The 17,458-nt window shown below is 66.4% G+C and carries 15 protein-coding genes; 9 read left to right on the top strand and 6 right to left on the bottom strand.

Features of this window, described 5'->3' with window-relative positions; all coding sequences use genetic code 11:
• Positions 1 to 19: 19 nt before the first annotated feature.
• The 6 genes from zwf (at position 20) to AAEO60_RS01580 (ending at position 8,361) form a co-directional block, all read left to right on the top strand.
• Positions 20 to 1,450 carry a glucose-6-phosphate dehydrogenase gene (zwf, locus tag AAEO60_RS01605; protein ID WP_341671894.1) on the top strand — a complete coding sequence of 477 codons (1,431 nt, stop codon included), beginning with the start codon at positions 20 to 22 and terminating at the stop codon, positions 1,448 to 1,450.
• Positions 1,443 to 3,257: a phosphogluconate dehydratase gene (gene edd, locus AAEO60_RS01600; protein ID WP_341671892.1), complete on the top strand. Its 1,815-nt coding sequence runs from the start codon at positions 1,443 to 1,445 to the stop codon at positions 3,255 to 3,257. Before zwf ends, edd begins: the two co-directional genes overlap by 8 nt.
• Positions 3,257 to 4,231 (top strand): glucokinase, encoded by a 975-nt coding sequence (locus tag AAEO60_RS01595; protein ID WP_341671891.1) that lies wholly within the window; start codon positions 3,257 to 3,259, stop codon positions 4,229 to 4,231. Before edd ends, AAEO60_RS01595 begins: the two co-directional genes overlap by 1 nt.
• Positions 4,231 to 4,845, top strand: coding sequence for a bifunctional 4-hydroxy-2-oxoglutarate aldolase/2-dehydro-3-deoxy-phosphogluconate aldolase (eda, locus tag AAEO60_RS01590; RefSeq protein WP_341671889.1), 615 nt, complete (start codon positions 4,231 to 4,233; stop codon positions 4,843 to 4,845). Before AAEO60_RS01595 ends, eda begins: the two co-directional genes overlap by 1 nt.
• A complete protein-coding gene (locus tag AAEO60_RS01585) occupies positions 4,842 to 7,616 on the top strand; it encodes a phosphoenolpyruvate carboxylase (protein ID WP_341671888.1) in 2,775 nt (924 codons plus the stop codon). The genes eda and AAEO60_RS01585 overlap by 4 nt, the downstream gene beginning before the upstream one ends.
• Before the next feature lie 82 nt (positions 7,617 to 7,698).
• Positions 7,699 to 8,361 carry a L,D-transpeptidase family protein gene (locus AAEO60_RS01580; protein ID WP_341671887.1) on the top strand — a complete coding sequence of 221 codons (663 nt, stop codon included), beginning with the start codon at positions 7,699 to 7,701 and terminating at the stop codon, positions 8,359 to 8,361.
• Here AAEO60_RS01580 and tilS read toward each other — a convergent pair.
• The 5 genes from tilS to AAEO60_RS01555 all read right to left on the bottom strand — a co-directional run bounded on the left by tilS (position 8,358) and on the right by AAEO60_RS01555 (position 14,070).
• Positions 8,358 to 9,317, bottom strand: a complete 960-nt coding sequence (gene tilS, locus AAEO60_RS01575) for a tRNA lysidine(34) synthetase TilS (RefSeq protein WP_341671886.1) — start codon at positions 9,315 to 9,317, stop codon at positions 8,358 to 8,360. The two genes, AAEO60_RS01580 and tilS, sit on opposite strands and share 4 nt — an antisense overlap.
• Entirely contained in the window at positions 9,295 to 10,242 is a 948-nt protein-coding gene (locus AAEO60_RS01570; RefSeq protein WP_341671885.1) for a tetratricopeptide repeat protein, read from the bottom strand. The genes tilS and AAEO60_RS01570 overlap by 23 nt, the downstream gene beginning before the upstream one ends.
• Before the next feature lie 131 nt (positions 10,243 to 10,373).
• Positions 10,374 to 11,462 carry a helix-turn-helix domain-containing protein gene (locus AAEO60_RS01565; protein ID WP_341671884.1) on the bottom strand — a complete coding sequence of 363 codons (1,089 nt, stop codon included), beginning with the start codon at positions 11,460 to 11,462 and terminating at the stop codon, positions 10,374 to 10,376.
• A 101-nt stretch (positions 11,463 to 11,563) separates the two neighbouring features.
• On the bottom strand, positions 11,564 to 13,834 hold the full coding sequence (gene ptsP, locus AAEO60_RS01560) for a phosphoenolpyruvate--protein phosphotransferase (RefSeq protein WP_341671883.1): 2,271 nt from the start codon (positions 13,832 to 13,834) through the stop codon (positions 11,564 to 11,566).
• Positions 13,835 to 13,914: 80 nt separating this feature from the next.
• A complete protein-coding gene (locus tag AAEO60_RS01555) occupies positions 13,915 to 14,070 on the bottom strand; it encodes a YdcH family protein (RefSeq protein WP_341671881.1) in 156 nt (51 codons plus the stop codon).
• Between the two features lie 191 nt (positions 14,071 to 14,261).
• Here AAEO60_RS01555 and AAEO60_RS01550 point away from each other — a divergent pair, with 191 nt between their 5' ends.
• Complete coding sequence (locus AAEO60_RS01550) at positions 14,262 to 14,459, top strand: YdcH family protein (RefSeq protein ID WP_341671880.1); 198 nt, start codon at positions 14,262 to 14,264, stop codon at positions 14,457 to 14,459.
• A gap of 128 nt (positions 14,460 to 14,587) precedes the next feature.
• Positions 14,588 to 15,049: a DUF1465 family protein gene (locus AAEO60_RS01545; protein ID WP_341671879.1), complete on the top strand. Its 462-nt coding sequence runs from the start codon at positions 14,588 to 14,590 to the stop codon at positions 15,047 to 15,049.
• Here the strand turns inward: AAEO60_RS01545 and glpK are convergent.
• The gene (gene glpK, locus AAEO60_RS01540; protein WP_341671878.1) at positions 15,046 to 16,521 is read right to left on the bottom strand and encodes a glycerol kinase GlpK; all 1,476 of its coding nucleotides are present in this window, start codon (positions 16,519 to 16,521) and stop codon (positions 15,046 to 15,048) included. The two genes, AAEO60_RS01545 and glpK, sit on opposite strands and share 4 nt — an antisense overlap.
• Before the next feature lie 34 nt (positions 16,522 to 16,555).
• Here glpK and AAEO60_RS01535 point away from each other — a divergent pair, with 34 nt between their 5' ends.
• Entirely contained in the window at positions 16,556 to 17,452 is an 897-nt protein-coding gene (locus AAEO60_RS01535; protein WP_341671877.1) for an MBL fold metallo-hydrolase, read from the top strand.
• Positions 17,453 to 17,458: the final 6 nt, after the last annotated feature.

Here is a 17,458-nt window from a genome sequence, read left to right as displayed (position 1 = left end):
GGCTTACCGGGGATATGATTTGACTGACAAGGCCCAGACTCTGATCCTGTTCGGCGCGACCGGTGATCTCTCACAGCGTATGCTGTTGCCGTCGCTGTGCGCACTGGATGCCGAGGGGTTGCTGGGTGACGACCTGCAGATTGTCGGCACGGCGCGGTCAGAGATGGGCGACAGCGAGTTCCGCAACTTCGCCCGCGCCGCAATCGAGAAATTCCTGCCCGCGCACCGCCGCGGCGGCATGGCCGATTTCCTCAACCGCCTGAGCTACAGCCCGCTCGACGTGACCACGCCAAAGGGCTTCACCGAACTCGCGGCCAAAGTGGGAAAAGACCGGCAGGTGGCGATCTTCCTGTCGACTGCGCCCAGCCTGTTCGAGCCGACCATTGCCGGTCTGGCTGCCAACGGCCTCGCCGCCAGCAACGCGCGCATCTGCCTCGAGAAGCCGCTCGGCACGGATCTGGAGAGCTCCTGCGCGATCAACGATGCCGTGGCCAGTGCCTTCCCCGAAAGCCGCATCTTCCGCATCGACCACTACCTGGGCAAGGAAACGGTGCAGAACCTGATCGCGCTGCGTTTTGCCAATATCCTGTTCGAGCCGCTGTGGAACGCCCAGCATATCGACCATGTGCAGATCACCGTGGGCGAGACGGTGGGACTGGAAAGCCGCGTGGACTTCTACGACGGCGCCGGCGCGCTGCGCGACATGGTGCAGAACCACATGCTGCAGCTGCTGGCGCTGGTGGCGATGGAGCCGCCGGGCAGCTTCGATGCCAATTCCGTACGCGACGAGAAGGTGAAGGTGCTGCGCGCCCTGCGCCAGCTCACCGATGCCGAAAGCGTCACCGGCCAGTACCGCAAGGGCGCGATCGATGGCCAGCCCGTGCCCGGCTATGACGAGGAACTGGGCAAAAACTCGAACACCGAAACCTTCGTCGCGCTGAAGGCGCATATCGACAACTGGCGCTGGCAGGGCGTCCCCTTCTACCTGCGCACCGGCAAGCGCCTGCCCGAACGCGTGACCGAGATCATCGTGCACTTCCGCGACGTGCCGCACTCGATCTTCACCGGCGCCAGGCTCAAGGCCAACAAGCTGGTAATCGGCATCCAGCCCGAAGAGAACATCACCCTGTCGCTGATGGCCAAGGTGCCCGGCATCGAGCACGAAGGCATGACCTTGCGCGAAGTACCGCTCAACATTGCCATGCCCGACGCCTTTACCGGCAAGCACAAGCGCATCGCCTACGAGCGCCTGCTGCTCGACCTGATCAACGGCGACCAGACGCTGTTCGTCCGCCGCGACGAGGTGGAAGCGCAGTGGAAGTGGATCGATGCGATCCGCGCCGGTTGGGAAGCCGAGGAGAAGGAACCCAAGACCTACAGCGCAGGCAGCTGGGGGCCGAGCGCCGCCATCGCGCTGGCCGAACGTGACGGGGTAAGCTGGCATGAGTGACCTGCATCCGACCATTGCCAGCGTCACCCAGCGCGTGATCGACCGGTCGCGGGACAGCCGCCAGGCCTATCTCGACCTGATCCGGCGCGAGGCCGACAACCAGCCGGAACGCAGTCAGGTTAGCTGCTCCAACCTCGCCCACGCCTTTGCCGGGGCATTGGAAGACCAGCACGCGCTCAAGACCAATGCCGGTCCCAACATCGGCGTGGTTACTGCCTACAACGACATGCTCTCCGCCCACCAGCCTTACGGGCGCTATCCGGAGCGGCTGAAGATCTACGCCCGTGAAGTGGGCGCCACGGCGCAGGTCGCTGGCGGCACGCCCGCCATGTGCGACGGCGTGACGCAGGGCGAGAGAGGCATGGAACTGAGCCTGTTCAGCCGCGACGTCATCGCGCTGTCGACAGGTGTCGCCCTGTCCCACGCCATGTACGACGGCATGCTGCTGCTGGGCATCTGCGACAAGATCGTGCCGGGCCTCTTGATGGGCGCCTTGCGTTTCGGCCACCTGCCGGCGGTGTTCGTGCCGAGCGGCCCGATGCCTTCGGGCGTCTCCAACAGGGAAAAGCAGCGCGTGCGCCAGCTCTATGCAGAGGGCAAGGCGACCCGGCGGGAACTGCTCGACAGCGAGCTGGGGTCCTACCACTCGCCGGGCACCTGCACGTTCTACGGCACGGCCAACTCCAACCAGATGATGATGGAGATGATGGGCCTGCACGTTCCCGGCGCGGCCTTCGTGCAGCCGGGCACCAAGCTGCGGCAGGCCTTCGACCGCGCGGCCGTTCACCGTGTGACTGCCATGGGCAAGCACGGCAACGACTACCGCCCGCTTGGCGAATGCGTCGACGAGAAGGCCGTGATCAACGCCGCCATCGGCCTGCTGGCGACGGGCGGCTCCACCAACCACGCGATCCATATCCCCGCCTTCGCCCGCGCAGCCGGGGTGCAGATCGACTGGACCGACCTCTCCGAACTTTCCAGCGTCGTGCCGCTGCTGGCGCGGGTCTATCCCAACGGCTCGGGCGACGTGAACCACTTCCACGACGCGGGCGGCATGGGCTACGTGATCGGCGAATTGCTCGATGCGGGGCTTGCCCACGGCGACGTGATCGGCGTGGCCGAGGAACGCGGGCTGGCAAGCTATGGCCGCGAGCCGTGGCTCGATGACGACAGGCTTGACTGGCGCGATATCGACGGCAGCGGCGACACCGAAATGCTGCGCCCGGCCTCCGATCCGTTCCAGCCCGATGGCGGCATGAAGCTGGTCACCGGCAACCTTGGCCGCGCCTGCTTCAAGTCTTCCGCCGTCGACAAGAGCCGCTGGACCGTCGAGGCACCCTGCCGCGTCTTCCAGGACCAGCACGATGTGCTCGCAGCCTTCAAGGCGGGCGAGCTCGACCGCGACGTGGTCGTGGTCATGCGCTTCCAGGGCCCGCGCGCCAACGGCATGCCCGAACTGCACAGCCTGACCCCGCCGCTCGGCGTGCTGCAGGATCGCGGCTACAAGGTGGCGCTGGTGACTGACGGGCGCATGTCGGGTGCATCGGGCAAGGTGCCTGCCGCCATCCACTGTTCGCCCGAGGCACTGGGCGGCGGGCCGCTGTCGCTGCTGCAGGACGGCGACGTGGTGAAGCTCTGCGCCGGGACCGGCGAACTGTCGACAACCGCAGACCTGTCCGACCGCACCCCCGCACCCGATCCGGCGCCCGACATGGGCACCGGCCGCGAATTGTTCGCCATGTTCCGCCACCTGGCGGACGAGGCCGAGCGCGGCGGCAGCGCCATGCTGGCGAGTGCAGGCCTGTAATGGAGCTGGTCGCGGTCGATATCGGCGGCACCCATGCGCGCTTCGCCATTGCCACGCGGGACTCCGACGGCACCATCACCATGGACGAGCCCGTAACCCTGCACACCGAGGATTACGCGAGCTTCCAGACCGCCTGGGAAGCCTACCGCGAGCGCAAGGGCGGAAGCCTGCCTTCGCGCGTTGCCATGGCCATTGCCGGACCTGTCGGCGGAGAGGTCATCCGTTTTACCAACAACCCGTGGATCATCCGTCCGGCGCTGGTGAACGAAAAGCTCGGGGTCGACAGCTACAAGCTGGTCAACGACTTCGAAGCCGTGGCCCATGCCGTGGCGCGGGCAGGCGAGGACGAGTTCCTCTATCTCGCCGGTCCGCGAGGCCCCCTGCCCGCGACCGGTCGCCTTACCGTCATGGGTCCGGGCACCGGGCTCGGCGTCGCACACCTCTACCGCGAGGCTTCGGGCCATTACCGCGTCTCGGCCACCGAAGGCGGACATATCGACTTCGCCCCGCTCGATTCGATCGAGGATGCGATCCTTGCCCGGCTGAGGAAGCGCCACACCCGCGTCTCGGTCGAACGCGTGGTCGCCGGCCCGGCCATCGTCGACATCTACGAGACGCTGGCCGCGCTGGAGCACAAGAACGTGCCCGAACGCGATGACGTGGCGATCTGGACCGCTGGCATGAACGGGACCGACAGCCTTGCGGCTGCCGCGGTCGACCGCTTCTGCCTCTCGCTCGGCTCGGTCGCGGGCGACCTTGCGCTGGCGCAGGGCGCATCGGGCGTCGTGATCGCGGGCGGCCTTGGCTACCGGCTGCGCGATCACTTGCCCAAGTCGGGCTTCGCCTCCCGCTTCTGCGCCAAGGGACGGTTCGCCGGATTAATGGAAAAGCTGCCAGTAAAGCTTATCACCCATCCGCAACCGGGCCTGTTCGGCGCCGCTGCCGCTTACTGCCAGCAATACGGAGACAACTGATGCTCTATGCCATCGAAGACGTGATGCAGACCGCCCCGGTGATCCCGGTGCTGGTGGTGGATGATATCGGGCACGCCCGCGAAGTCGCCGAAGCGCTGGTCGAAGGCGGCCTCAAGGTGCTCGAGGTGACACTGCGCACCGATAGTGCGCTCGAAGCGATCAAGCGCATGAACCTCGTCCCCGGCGCCATCGTCGGCGCGGGCACGGTCACCAATCCGGACCAGCTGCACGCCGCGCTGGACGTTGGCAGCGAGTTCATCGTCTCCCCCGGCCTCACCCAGCCGCTCGGCGAAGCGGCGGTAAAGTCCGGCATACCCTTCCTCCCCGGCACCGCCACCGCCGGCGACATCATGCGCGGGCTCGACATGGGGCTCACCCACTTCAAGTTCTTCCCGGCCATGGCCGCGGGCGGCATCCCCGCGCTCAAGGCGCTCGCCGCGCCGTTCTACCAGTGCGCCTTCTGCCCCACCGGCGGCATCGCCGAGGCCACCGCACCAGACTGGCTCGCCTTGCCCTTCGTCCATTGCGTCGGCGGATCGTGGGTCGCGCCCAAGGGGGCCTCACCCGAAGAGATCACCGCGCTGGCCCGTGCCGCGAGCGGCCTCGGCAAGTGACGACCTACGCCGCCCTCTCGCAGCGCCTGCAGGAGCTACACGGCCGCACCGCCGAGACCCCGCTGTTCAACCCGGTCTTCCAGCTGGCGCACAACCTCTCGCGCGAGCTTGAGGACGGCGGCATCACCCTCGACGATATCGAGGCGCTGATCGCCGAGCTGGAAGTGGCAGCACTGGGCGAACGCGCCGCCAAGCTGGAAAACACGGTCGCCCCGATTGCCGGCGACGCCAATGCCGCTGCGCTGTCGGAAACATTGCAGACGTCCGACTTCGCGGAGTTCCGCAAGAGCTGGGAGCGTCCGCAACTGCACGCGGTTTTCACCGCCCACCCCACTTTCCTGCTGACGCCTGCCCAGTCGGATGCAGTCGCGCGACAGGCCTCGGGCGGCGCGCCGGTCGATGACAGCTGTGTTGGCGGCGAGCGTCCGCAGGTCACCCTCGCTTTCGAACACCAGCGCGCCATGCGGGCCATTGCCAACGCGCAGGAGGCCCGCAGCAAGATCGTCGCGCAATTGCTTTCGCACGCCCGCGAGCACTGGCCCGACAGCTGGACCGAGCTGGAACCGCTGCCGTTCCGCTTCGCCTCCTGGGTCGGCTACGACATGGACGGGCGCACCGACATCACCTGGTCCAATTCCATCGGCTTCCGCCTGTCGGAAAAGGCCGAACGGCTGGCGCGCTACGTTGCCACGCTGGAACATATCGACGGCGATCACCCGCTGCTCGCCGAGCTGCGCCCGGCAGCCACCTATGCAGAAGAACGCGCACGGGACTTTGCCGCCGACCTGTCCGATCCCGCCGCGCTTTCCGTTGCCGCCAACCGCCTGACCGCCAGCGATCCGCGCAAGCTGCTCAGCCTCTCGCGCTACATCGATGCACTGGAAGCCGAGGCAAAGGACTGCGCTGACGGCGAACGCGCCGTGGCGCTCAAGACGCTGGCTGCCGCCATGCGCGCCGACGGCCTCGGCATGGGCTGGATCCACTTCCGCGTAAACGCCAAGCAGCTGCACAACGCCATCCGCCGCCGGATCGACCCGGAAGGCAACCTCGACCTCGCCAGCAAGGGCGCGGTGGTGCACCTCAATCGCGCGATTTCCGAATTGCAGCCGCGCCGCAGCAATTTCGGTGCGCTGGCGATCGAGGCCAGCACCGCCATCCGCCAGTTCATCGCCATGGCGCAGATCCTTGCCCATATCGACGCCGATGCGCCGATCCGCATGCTGATCGCCGAGTGCGAAGAGCCCGCCACGGTGCTCGCCGCGCTCTATTTCGCCAAGTTGTTCGGGATCGAAGACAAGGTCGATGTATCGCCGCTGTTCGAGACCGAGAGCGCGCTCGAGCACGGCGGCCGCTTCCTCGACGAACTGCTCGCCGAGCCGATCTACCAGGACTACGCCCGGAAGCGCGGGCGCGTGGCGATCCAGACGGGTTTCTCCGATGCCGGACGCTTCGTCGGGCAGATTCCCGCCAGCCTCGCCATCGAACGCCTGCAGGGCCGCCTGGCCGAGGCCATTGCCGAAAACGGCCTGACCGACGTCGCCGCGCTGATCTTCAACACCCACGGCGAGTCCATGGGGCGCGGTGCCCATCCCACCAAGATGGCGGACCGGCTGGACTGGGCGCTCAGCCCGTGGTCGAAGCGCCGCTTTGCCCGCGCAGGCATCACGTTGGAGCCCGAGGTCAGTTTCCAGGGCGGTGACGGCTACCTGTGGTTCTCCACCCCCGAACTGGCCCGCGCCATGCTCACCCGCATCGCCGTGCTGCGCCCGGCCGAGACCGATCTCGACGTACCCAAGGACCAGTTCTACGTCCGCACCGACCTCAGTCTCGACTTCTACCGCGCGGTGAAGGAACACCAGCGCGAGCACCTCGAGAGCCGCACTTACAGCCGCGCGATCACCGCCTTCGGGCTGGGCCTGCTCAACGCCACCGGCAGCCGCGTGTCGCGCCGTCAGAGCGACCTATCCGCCGACCGCGAGATGAGCCTGCGGCAGATCCGCGCCATCCCGCACAACGCCATCCTGCAGCAACTGGGCTACCCGGTGAACGTGATCGCCGGCCTCGGCCATGCGGCAGAAGGAAAGTACGAGGAAATCGGCGCCCTGCTGACCGAAAGCGCGCGCGGACGCGAGCTGGTGCGGCTGGTGCGCGCGGCCAATGCGCTGGCCAGCGTGAAGACCGTCGCCGCCTATGGCGAGCTGTTCAACTCCGCCTACTGGGCCAGCCGCCCCTATCGCGGCACCGAAGCACACCTGACCGAGGCCTGCGAGGCCCTGAGCGAGTACCTGGTGAAGGATGACCGCGTCGGCGTCTTCCGCCGCCTCGCCAGCCGCCTGCGCGTCGATGCGATGAAGCTGCACCGCCTGCTCGCCTTCGTGCCCGACGAAACCCCGACCGAACACCGCGAGGACAAGCGGCGCATGATCGGCGTGCTGCAGGCGCTGCGCATCGCCCTGTTCCAGGCCATGTTCATCCGCGCCGTTAGCGTCCCGGCCTTCAGCCGCGCCAACGACGTGTCGCGCGACGACGTGCTGGAAATGGTCTTCACCCTGCGGATCGACGAGGCGCTGGCGCAGTTGCGGCGCGCCTACCCGACGCAGTTCCCGCGCATCGACCGCTTCGACCTGACCGAACCGACCGACTGGCCGGATGGCAGCGACGAAGGCTACGAAGCCATCCACCGCGATTTCATCGACCCGATCGAGCGCGCCTATGGCCTGTCGCTGCGTGTCAGCACGGCCATCGCCAATGTCTTCGGGGCGCATGGTTAACCGCCGTTAAGCGGCGTTCCATAATTGGACGCGGCGCCCTGCATGGTGGCGCAAAGCCGCGTTTTGGCGCATGGTGCGCACCATGAACACGGGCATGAAATGGATCGCGGGCCTCTCCATGGCCGTGGCGGCAGTCGCGGGCGGAGCCATGGCTTTCGGCCAGAGCGACGACGGCACCGATATTATCGCGCAGGGTTCTGCCGCGGTCGACGATGCCATCGAATTTGTCTCAACCGAAATGGTGCAGGAAGCCCCTGCCTTCGACCCGGACGATCCCTTCGTCATCAAGCGCGTACTGCCCATCGAAGGCCCGATCCGTTACGGCGAGTGGCACTGGGACGACGAAGGCGTTCCCGATGGTCCGCTGGTAATGACCGTGGACCTGCAGGCACGCGTGATCAGCGTGTTCCGCAACGGCTATGAAATCGGCGCGGCGGCGGCCCTGCTGGGTACGCCCGAGCACCCGACGCCCACCGGTACCTTCCCGATCCTGACCAAGGAACGCGACAACGTTTCCGAACAGTACAACAATGCCCCCATGCCCTGGACGCTGCGGCTGACCTGGGACGGCGTTGCGGTTCACGGCGGCTCGACCGTGGAGCGCGGCTATGCCAGCCACGGGTGTATTTCGGTGCCAGACGAGTTCGCCTCGCGCCTGTTCGATGTAGCCGAGATCGGCGACGTGGTGATTATTACCGACGGCGTTATGACCGGCGTCGGCGGCAGTCTGCGGACCGATACCTAGCCTGTCTGGCGGGGCGGTTCGGGAACCAGTTCCCAGACGCCGTTCTTCACCTTTGCAAGAATCCCCGCGACATTACCGCCCTCGCCCTGCTCCAGCCGGGTGAGCAGCCTGGCAACGTCCCCGCCGCGCGGCTTGCCGCCCATTTCCTGCATCACCATGGCCAGCAGCCTCCGGTTCATCTCGCGCGAGGAACCGGGAGTGAGAACGAAGCCATCAGCGGTCTGCGTCACCATCTGCGGCCAGAGCACTTGCGCATAGTCCTGCAAGGCTTCGTAGGCCTCCGCCAGATGGCTGGCAGACTGTGCCAGCGCTGACCGATCGAGCCAGTCGCAGTCGGCCAGCACCTGACGCATGCGCACGCGGTCATAACGGGGATCGGAATTGCTCGGATCGCTGGCCACTGCCTGCCCCGCGCCGGCGATGATTTCGGCAAGCTCTGCCCGCGCAAAACCCAGCAGCGGGCGAATGATCGCCACCTGCAGGTCCGCGCGCCTTTGCGACGCGCGCACGCCGGCTAATCCGGCAACGCCGCTACCGCGGTTGAGGCGCATCAGCAGTGTTTCTGCCTGGTCGTCGACATGGTGCGCGGTGGCGATGGCCGCGAGATCGCGGCGCTCGGCCCAATCGGCCAGCGCCTTGTATCGGGCGGCGCGCGCCTGCGCCTGCACATTGCCTTCGCCGACCTCAACAGACAGCACCTCGCACGGCAAACCGCGCTCCTCGCAGGCCGCAACCACCAGCGCGCACTCATCCTTGGCCTCTGGCCGCAAGCCATGGTCGACCGTCGCCACCTCGAAGCCGCCCGGGATCGCTTCATGCGCCAGCAGTAGCATGGCCATGGAGTCCGGCCCGCCGCTGACGGCGAGGCCGAGCTTGCCACCATCGGGGTTCAACTGGTCGAGCGCTTCCCTGAAGCGCGCGACCAGGGCCGCATCAATTGCAGTCGACGCGGCCACTCAAGCCTTCGTACTGGCCCAGCATCTCGCCAGCCGCCAGCGCCGGATATTCTTCGCCGAACACAGACAGGGCGATGCAGGCGCGGCGGGTGTCACCCAGTTCGATCATCGATTCCGCCAGGAAGAGCAGGCTGTGCGGCGCGCGGGCACCGGCAGGGTCGGCCTGGTAGTTCTCGAGGAAGTGCGTCGCTGCCGAGCGCGGGTTGCCATCGTCGAGGAAGGCGCGGCCCAGCAGGTTGCGGCCATAGGTCGTGCGCCAGTGGTCGGGATAGGCCTCCACGAACAGCGCCAGCTGCTGCTGCGCTTCGGGATAGAAGCCAGCATCCCACAGGCGGAAGCCATAGACATATTCATCGTCGCCCTGGTCGCCCGTGGCGGGCTTGGCGATGGCCTGCACTGCGGCAAGCCGCTCGTCGCTGGGGCCGGCGGTCTCCGCGTTATCGGCGGCGACCTCGACGGCATCTTCACCTGGAGCCTCGATCACGCCGGTGGCATCGGAGCCCGTTTCGGTGGCGGCCGTGGTGACGGCTTCTTCGGGCACGGCGATGGCGCTGGCTTCGAGTTCGAGTATCCGCATCTCCAGCGTAGCGAGCGCGTTCTCGTTGACTTCGGTCGCTGCGGTAAGGCGGGCCAGCTGCTGCTCGATCGCATCGAGCCGCGCCAGCACGTCTGTCAGCGCCGAAGTCGTGGCCTGCGTGTTGGCATTGCCGGTAGTAGTAGCCGCCTGCGGGGTAATCTCAGGCTCGAAGAACCGTTCGTCACCGCCCGGGAAGACGGCGCGCTGCAGGGCGTTGATCTCGCGCTCGATGCGTTCGAGGCGCGAATCCACCTGCGCTGCGGCAGGGACGGGAACGGCCACGGCAACCAGTCCGGCGAAAATCGCCGCGCGACCTATTGCAAAGGGGGTGTTCGACCGGGCTTTCATCGCCAGCTTTCTCCTCAAAATCGCTGTGCACACAGGGACACCCTGCCATTTCGCGCCAAGATAGCCGATTAACCATTGGGTGGAACCGCCAAATACCGGATATTCACCGAGAAGCCATGGTTTCCGACAGTTTAGACCGGCGGTGAGACCGGATTTTCGGCGGGTTCCGCCGGTTCGGCGCGCGGCGGGGCGGTAGCGGCGGTGCTCGGCTCGGGCGTCGCGGTGGCTGACGCGCTCGCGGTGGGCCTCGGCGTGGCGGTTGCTGCGGGTGTGGGTGAAGGCGACGGCGTTGCCGTCGGGCGCGAGGCCGGAGCGCGCGTTGGCGTCGCTGTCGGCGCCTCATCCGCCGTGACCGGACCGCCAGTGCCGAGCCTGAAGCCGATCACGTCACCACCGCTGGGGCGGGCCAGCAAGGCTTCGGCAGAGATCGCCACGTCCTGCAGCGTCTCGGGATCGTTCGAAAGCTTGCGCACCGGGCTGCCGCCAACGGTGATCGCCAGCAGGTCCGGTCGGCCGGTGATGATCTGCGGGGCCACGGCATCAGCGGGGATCGTAAAGCTGTCGCCTTGCCGCATGGTGCCTTCCTGCAGCACGCGGCCATCGGCCTCGTAGAAGCGCACCCAGGTTTCCCCCTGTGCGGTGAAGACCACCGCCCCGCTGGCGTCGACAGGCGCATCGGCCTCGACCTCGGCCTCTTCGGGTTCTGCCTCTGCCAACGCAGCAGCTTCTTCCTGCTCCTGCTGTTCGATCAGCGAAGGCATTTCGGCGGCGGGCGTGAACAGCGCGCGGGCGGCAAAGAAGATGCCCACCAGCAGCACGACGATGGCAAACAGCGAGAACCACAGCAGTCCACCACCGGGCGAACGCGCCGGATCTCCCGGTTCGAAGGGCCGGCGGTGGGCCGGATCATAGTTCTCTTCGACCGCCAGCTCGTCCATCTCGGCACGCACCATGGCAGCGACATCACCCTGGTCGAGCCCCACGGCCTTGGCAAAGGTCTTGGCAAAGCCGACGGCATAGGTGCGTCCGGCCAGGTCCGTGAAATTGCCTGCCTCGATGAGTTCCAGCGCGTGGCGCGAAATGCGCGTCTCTGCCGCCAGCTGGTCCAGCGTCAGGCCTTTCTTCTCGCGCGCGGCGCGCAGCTGCGGGCCGACGCCCGGAGGCGGCGGGGGCGCCTCGGCGGCCTCGTTTACATCAATTTCGTCTTCAGAATCGGTCATTACCGCTCCAGCTGGGGGCGCTGGGAAATATGCGAACCCTATGTGACAATTGAAATCGCCTGCCCAGTGCTGAGTCAAGCTATTCCGCCGTTTTTGGCACCCTATTCCACTTCGATGCCGCGCTCCTCGGCCCAGGCCTGCAATGCAGCGCGCATATCTGCCGGGGGCGATGCCAGCCAGCCGCTCATGGCCTGGCCGATTTCCCGCGTATCGACCTTGCGTATCAACTCCTTGATCGGGCCAACTGCGGCGGGCGTGATCGACAGACGGCGGATGCCGAGGCCAAGCAGTGCCAGCGCTTCCAGCCGGCGTCCGCCCATCTCCCCGCAGACACCCAGCTTTACCGGGTGGCCGACGCAGTTCTGCACCACGCGGCGCAGGAAACGCAGGATCGAGGGGCTGACCCAGTCATAGCGTTCCGCCAGCATGGGATTGGCGCGATCCGCGGCGAACAGGAACTGCGTCAGGTCGTTGGTGCCGATCGAGATAAAACTCAACCGCGGCAGCAGCAGGTCCAGCGTCTCGGCCAGCGAGGGCACTTCCAGCATGACGCCGTAATTGATCGCGCTGGGCAACTGGTGCTTGCGCTTCTTGAGATGGGCGAGCTGCTGGTCGAACACCTCTTTCGCGGCGTCGAACTCCCACGGTTCGGCAACCATGGGGAACATGACATTGAGCTCGCGTCCGGCCGCGCCTTCCAGCAGGGCGCGTGCCTGGGCTTTCATCAGGCCTTCGCGTTCCAGCGCCAGCCGCAGCGCGCGCCAGCCCATGGCAGGGTTCTCGTCCTCCTTGGCCGTCTCGCTGGAGATGTAGGGCAGCGTCTTGTCGCCGCCGATATCCACCGTGCGAAACACCACCGGCTTGCCCTTCGCGGCTTCGAGCACGTCGCGATAAAGCCGCGCCTGCCGCTCGCGCTGGGGCAAGGCGGAGGAGACGAGGAACTGGAACTCGGTACGGTACAGCCCGATCCCGTCCGCACCCGTCATCGCCAGCATCCCGACATCGTCGCGCAGACCGGCGTTCATCATTACGCTGATCCGCTCGCCATCGCGCGTGAACGGTTCGACATCGCGCAGCTTGGCATATTCTGCCTGCTTTTCCTTGTTGCGGGCGAAGCGTGCCTCGAAGGCCGAGAGCACACTCGATGAGGGGCGGAGAGTGACCTTGCCCGCATCCCCATCGACCAGCATCTCGTCGCCTTCGCGCACCTTGCCGCGAACATTGCGCGCACGGCCGATAACCGGCACGCCCATGGCCCTTGCCACGATCACCACGTGCGCTGTCAGCGAGCCTTCCTCCAGCACCACGCCCTTCAACCGGCGCTTGTCGTATTCGAGCAGCTCTGCCGGGCCGAGGTTCTTGGCCACCAGTACCGAATCCTGGCTCAAGCCCTTTTGCGCAGCGGTTTCCAGCTGACCGGAGACGATGCGGATCAACCGGTTCGCGAGGTCCTCCAGGTCGTGCATGCGGTCCTGCAGCAACGGGTCCTGGATCTCGCGCATGCGCATGCGGGTGCGCTGCTGCACGCGCTCGATCGCGGCCTCGGCGGTGAGGCCGGAATCGATTGCCTCGTTGATGCGGCGGCTCCAGCCTTCGTCGTAGGCGAACATCTTGTAGGTCTCGAGCACCTGCTCGTGCTCGCCGCCGGTGCCGAATTCGGCCTGCTTGGCCATGTTGTCGATCTGTTCGCGCATGCGGTCGAAGGCGAGGTAGACGCGCTCGCGCTCTGCCTCGACATCTTCGGCCACGGTCTGCTCGATATGCACACGCGGCTGGTGGAACACGGCCTTGCCCAGGGCGAGGCCTTTCACCAGCCTGAGGCCTTCGATCACCTCTTGCCCGCTATGTGCTTCGCTGCGCTGGCCCAGCGCTTCGGCGTCGACGAGACCGGCATTGTGGATCAGTTCGGCCAGCACCATGGCGACCGTCTGCAGCGCCTCGATCTCGACTTCCGCGTACTTGCGCGGTTCGACGTGCTGCACGGTGAGCACGCCGATGGCGCGTTCGCGCCGGACAATCGGCACGCCCGCGAAGGAGTGGAACTTTTCTTCGCCGGTTTCGGACTTGTACTGGAATTCCGGATGAGTCGCGGCCTCGTCGAGGTTCAGCGTCTCGATGTTCTGGGCGATGGTGCCAGTGAGTCCCTCGCCCACACCCAGCCGGGTGACGTGCACCGCCGCCTGGTTCAGGCCGCGGGTAGCGAACAGCTCCAGCATTCCCTCGCGCAGGAGGTAGATCGAGCATACTTCGCTATCGAGCGCCTCGCCGATGATATCCACCACCTGGTTCAGCTTGGCCTGCGCGTGGGTACGTGAAGCCATCACCTCGTGCAGGCGGGTGAGGATTTGACGGGCGGAAGCGACAGCAGTCATTGCAGACCGCCTATAGCACGGAACTTCATTTGCAAATCGTGAGTGGTGCGATCGTCATCCGAAGCACCGCGCCAAAGACATCAATGCAGCGCAATCTCTTCCTTGATGCGCAGCTTCGCCTTCTTGAGTTCCTGGATTTTCGCACTGTCGGGAGAGGGCCGGTTCATCTCTTCATGCAAACGCTTTTCGAGACCTTGGTGTTTGGCCTGGAGGGCGTGGACGTGCGAAGATTCCATGTGCAGTCTCCTTCTCGGTCATGGCCGGAGAACCCGGCATCTAGGACAACCCGAGCGGCGACTCGCATACGGCGGACGCCGCGTGATTGTCATAAAATCATAATAGTCGTAATTCTCCAACCTCATGACGACGAATTGCCTCGCGATGGCGATGCGTCGCCGACAACGGGACGGAGAAGGGCTGCGGCTGGATGACCGAAGACGAGATGCGCAAACGGTTGGCCGTCCTGCAGGTGGAGCACCGCGACCTCGACATCGCGATCTCCGCACTGGTGGACGCTGGCGGGCCGGCCCAGCTGCAGGTCGCGCGGCTGAAGAAGCGCAAGCTACGCCTGAAAGACCAGATCGCGCATATCGAAGACTACCTCACGCCCGACATCATCGCCTGAGGACCAATCGTCAATCAGCCCCTACGTAGTCGCAATTCCGTTTCTGAACGGGACAGCACTGAATCCTTGTCGAGATTAACCATCGCGGACGTGGCGCGGTAAATGAGAGCTTGCTAATGCGGCTTCCCATGTCGGAACCGGCCACCATATCACCCTCGATTATCGAGACCCTGTACGAGGACGCGCTGCTGCTGGCGGACGAGGCGCGCGCGGCTTTCGATTTCAGCGACCGGTTCGAAGTGACCGACATCGATGCCAGCAATGCCCGCGTCGCGATGAGCTGTGAGGCGCTGCGCACGACCACCCGGATGATGCATGCGGTTGCCTGGCTACTTAACCAGAAGGCCTATTTCGCCGGCGAGATCACCGAGTTCCAGTTGCGCCACCACGGCCGGCTGCCGCCGCCGCAGCCCGAGGCCGATCCGGAGCAGCGCGCTATGATGGCACCCTACATTGTCGATCTGGTAGACCGCTCGGCGGCCTTCTACGCGCGTATCCAGCGGCTCGACCGGGCATGGCGCGACCGTTTCGAATTGCGACCGGCAGCAGTCCACCGCCTGCGCGAACGGCTGGGCTACGCTTTCGGCTAGACTTTCGCGATCGCCGCATCCCAGCGTGCCAGCCGTTCGGCACGCACGCTATCTGCCATCGCCGGTTCGAAGCGCTGCGTTGCGCCGATCATGGTCTCGGCTGCGTCCTTGAGCGATCCGTGCATCCCGCAACCGACCGCCGCCAGCATGGCTGCGCCCAACGCCGTGGTCTCGACGAAATCGGGCCGCGTCACCGGCAGGCCGAGCAGGTTCGCAATGTCCTGTGCCATCCAGTCGTTCACCGCCATGCCGCCGTCGATCCGCAGGCCGGTCCACTGGGCACCGTCTGCGGCATAGGCTTGCGCAAGGTCGCGGGTCTGGTGCGCCATGGCCTCCAGCGCGGCGCGGGCGATGTGCGCGCGGCCAGTGTCGAAGCCGAGCCCGGAGATGATCCCGCGCGCCTCGGGCCGCCAGTGCGGCGCACCAAGGCCTGACAGCGCGGGGACCACTACGACGCCGCCGGAACTGTCGATCGAACGGGCTAGCTCTTCGGTCTCTTCCGCGGCTTCGATCAGGCCCAGCGTATCGCGCAGGTACTTGATGAGGCTTCCGGCAACGAAGACCGCGCCCTCGATGGCGTAGTGGCGCTCCCCGTGCACCTGGTAGAGCACCGTGCCGAGCAGGCGGTTCTGTGAGGCAGGAACGTGGGTGCCGGTATTGGCGAGCACGAAAGCGCCCGTGCCGTAAGTCGCCTTGGTCTGGCCGGGGTCGAGACAGCCCTGCCCGATGGTGGCCGCCTGCTGGTCTCCCGCCATGCCGCAGACCGGGATCGCGGCGCCGAGCAGTTCCGGATCGGCATGGGCAAGCTCGCCCGCGCAGTCGATCACTTCGGGCAAGGCCGTGACGGGTACGCCCAGCAGGTCGCACAGGTCCGCGTCCCATTGACCGCCTTCCAGCGCCAGCAGCAAGGTGCGGCTGGCATTGCTGGCATCGGTGACGTGGTGCGCCCCGCCCGACAGTTTCCACACCAGCCAGCTTTCGACCGTACCTAGGGCGAGCGTTCCCGCATCTGCCGCCGCACGAATCGCAGGCACGTTGTCGAGCATCCAGCGCATCTTGGTGCCGGAGAAATAGGGATCGAGCAGAAGCCCGGTCTTGTCACGAACCGTGTCCTCGTGACCCGCCGCCTTCAGTTCGGCGCAGAAGGCCGCCGTGCGCCGGTCCTGCCAGACGATCGCGCGGGTCAGCGGTTCGCCGGTCGCCTTGTCCCAGGCCACCACGGTCTCGCGCTGGTTGGTGATGCCAATGGCAGCCACGTGATCCGCCCCGCCCGCCTGTTCCACCATGTCGCGTGCGCAGGCGAGCGTCTTGTCCCAGATCTCGGCGGCATCGTGTTCGACCCAGCCGCTTTGCGGATAGTGCTGCGTCAGTTCCTGCTGCGCCACCCCGTGCAGCGCCCCGTCCTGCCCGAACAGCATGGCCCGGGTGGAGGTCGTTCCTTCGTCAAGCACCAGGATCAGCGGGTCTATCATTGGCATTCCTCTCCTCGCCCGCCATATGCGCAATATGGCCCTGCCCCCGCAACCCTGGCCGACTGGAGAAGTCGAACAACTCGAACCGCTGGTAGCGCGCGTCCTGGCGGCCAATGCCTCGCCCTATACCTTTACCGGCACGCAGACCTACCTAGTGGGCACCGAGGACCTGGCGGTGATCGACCCCGGCCCTGCGGACGAAGACCACCTCGCCGCGCTCAACGCCGCCATCGCCGGACGCCCCGTCCGCGCAATCATGTGCACCCACACCCACCGCGACCATTCGCCTGCCGCCGCCCCCTTGGCCGAGGCGACCGGCGCGCCGGTAGTCGGATGCGCGCCGCTGGTGATCGAAAGCAGCCCTGATGACTCTTGGCCGCGTGTCGATGCCCCGTTCGACAGCGCCTACGATCCCCTGCGCGTGCTGGAGGACGGCGAAGCCATGACCGGCACCGGCTGGACCCTGCGCGCCGTCGCCACTCCCGGCCATACGTCGAACCACCTGTGCTACGCGCTGGAGGAAAGCGGGGCGATGTTCACCGGCGATCATGTGATGGGCTGGTCCACCAGCGTGGTGGTGCCGCCCGATGGCGACATGGCCGATTACATGGCCAGCCTTGCCCGCCTTTACGAGCGCGAGCAGGACCGCATCTACTACCCCGCCCACGGACCCGCGGTCACCAAGCCGCGCCAGCTGGTGCGCGGGATGATCGGCCATCGCCGGGCTCGCGAGCGGCAGGTATTGAAGCTGCTTGTCGATAGCCCGAGCGAGGTCTCGGCGCTGATCCCGGTCATGTACAAGGGTGTCGACGAACGCCTCTGGCCGGCCGCCACGCAAAGCGTGCTCGCGCACCTGCTCGACCTGGAGAAGCGCGGCATGGTCAGCCGGAGCGGACAGGCATGGCAGGTCTCCGGAGCGATTGACTCCTGACCGGGA

This window comes from Aurantiacibacter gilvus (genome assembly GCF_038289935.1).
In the GTDB taxonomy this organism is placed as follows: domain Bacteria; phylum Pseudomonadota; class Alphaproteobacteria; order Sphingomonadales; family Sphingomonadaceae; genus Alteraurantiacibacter; species Alteraurantiacibacter gilvus.
The sequence above is the reverse complement of the archived record's forward strand: the minus strand, read 5'-3'. Positions and strand labels throughout refer to the sequence as shown.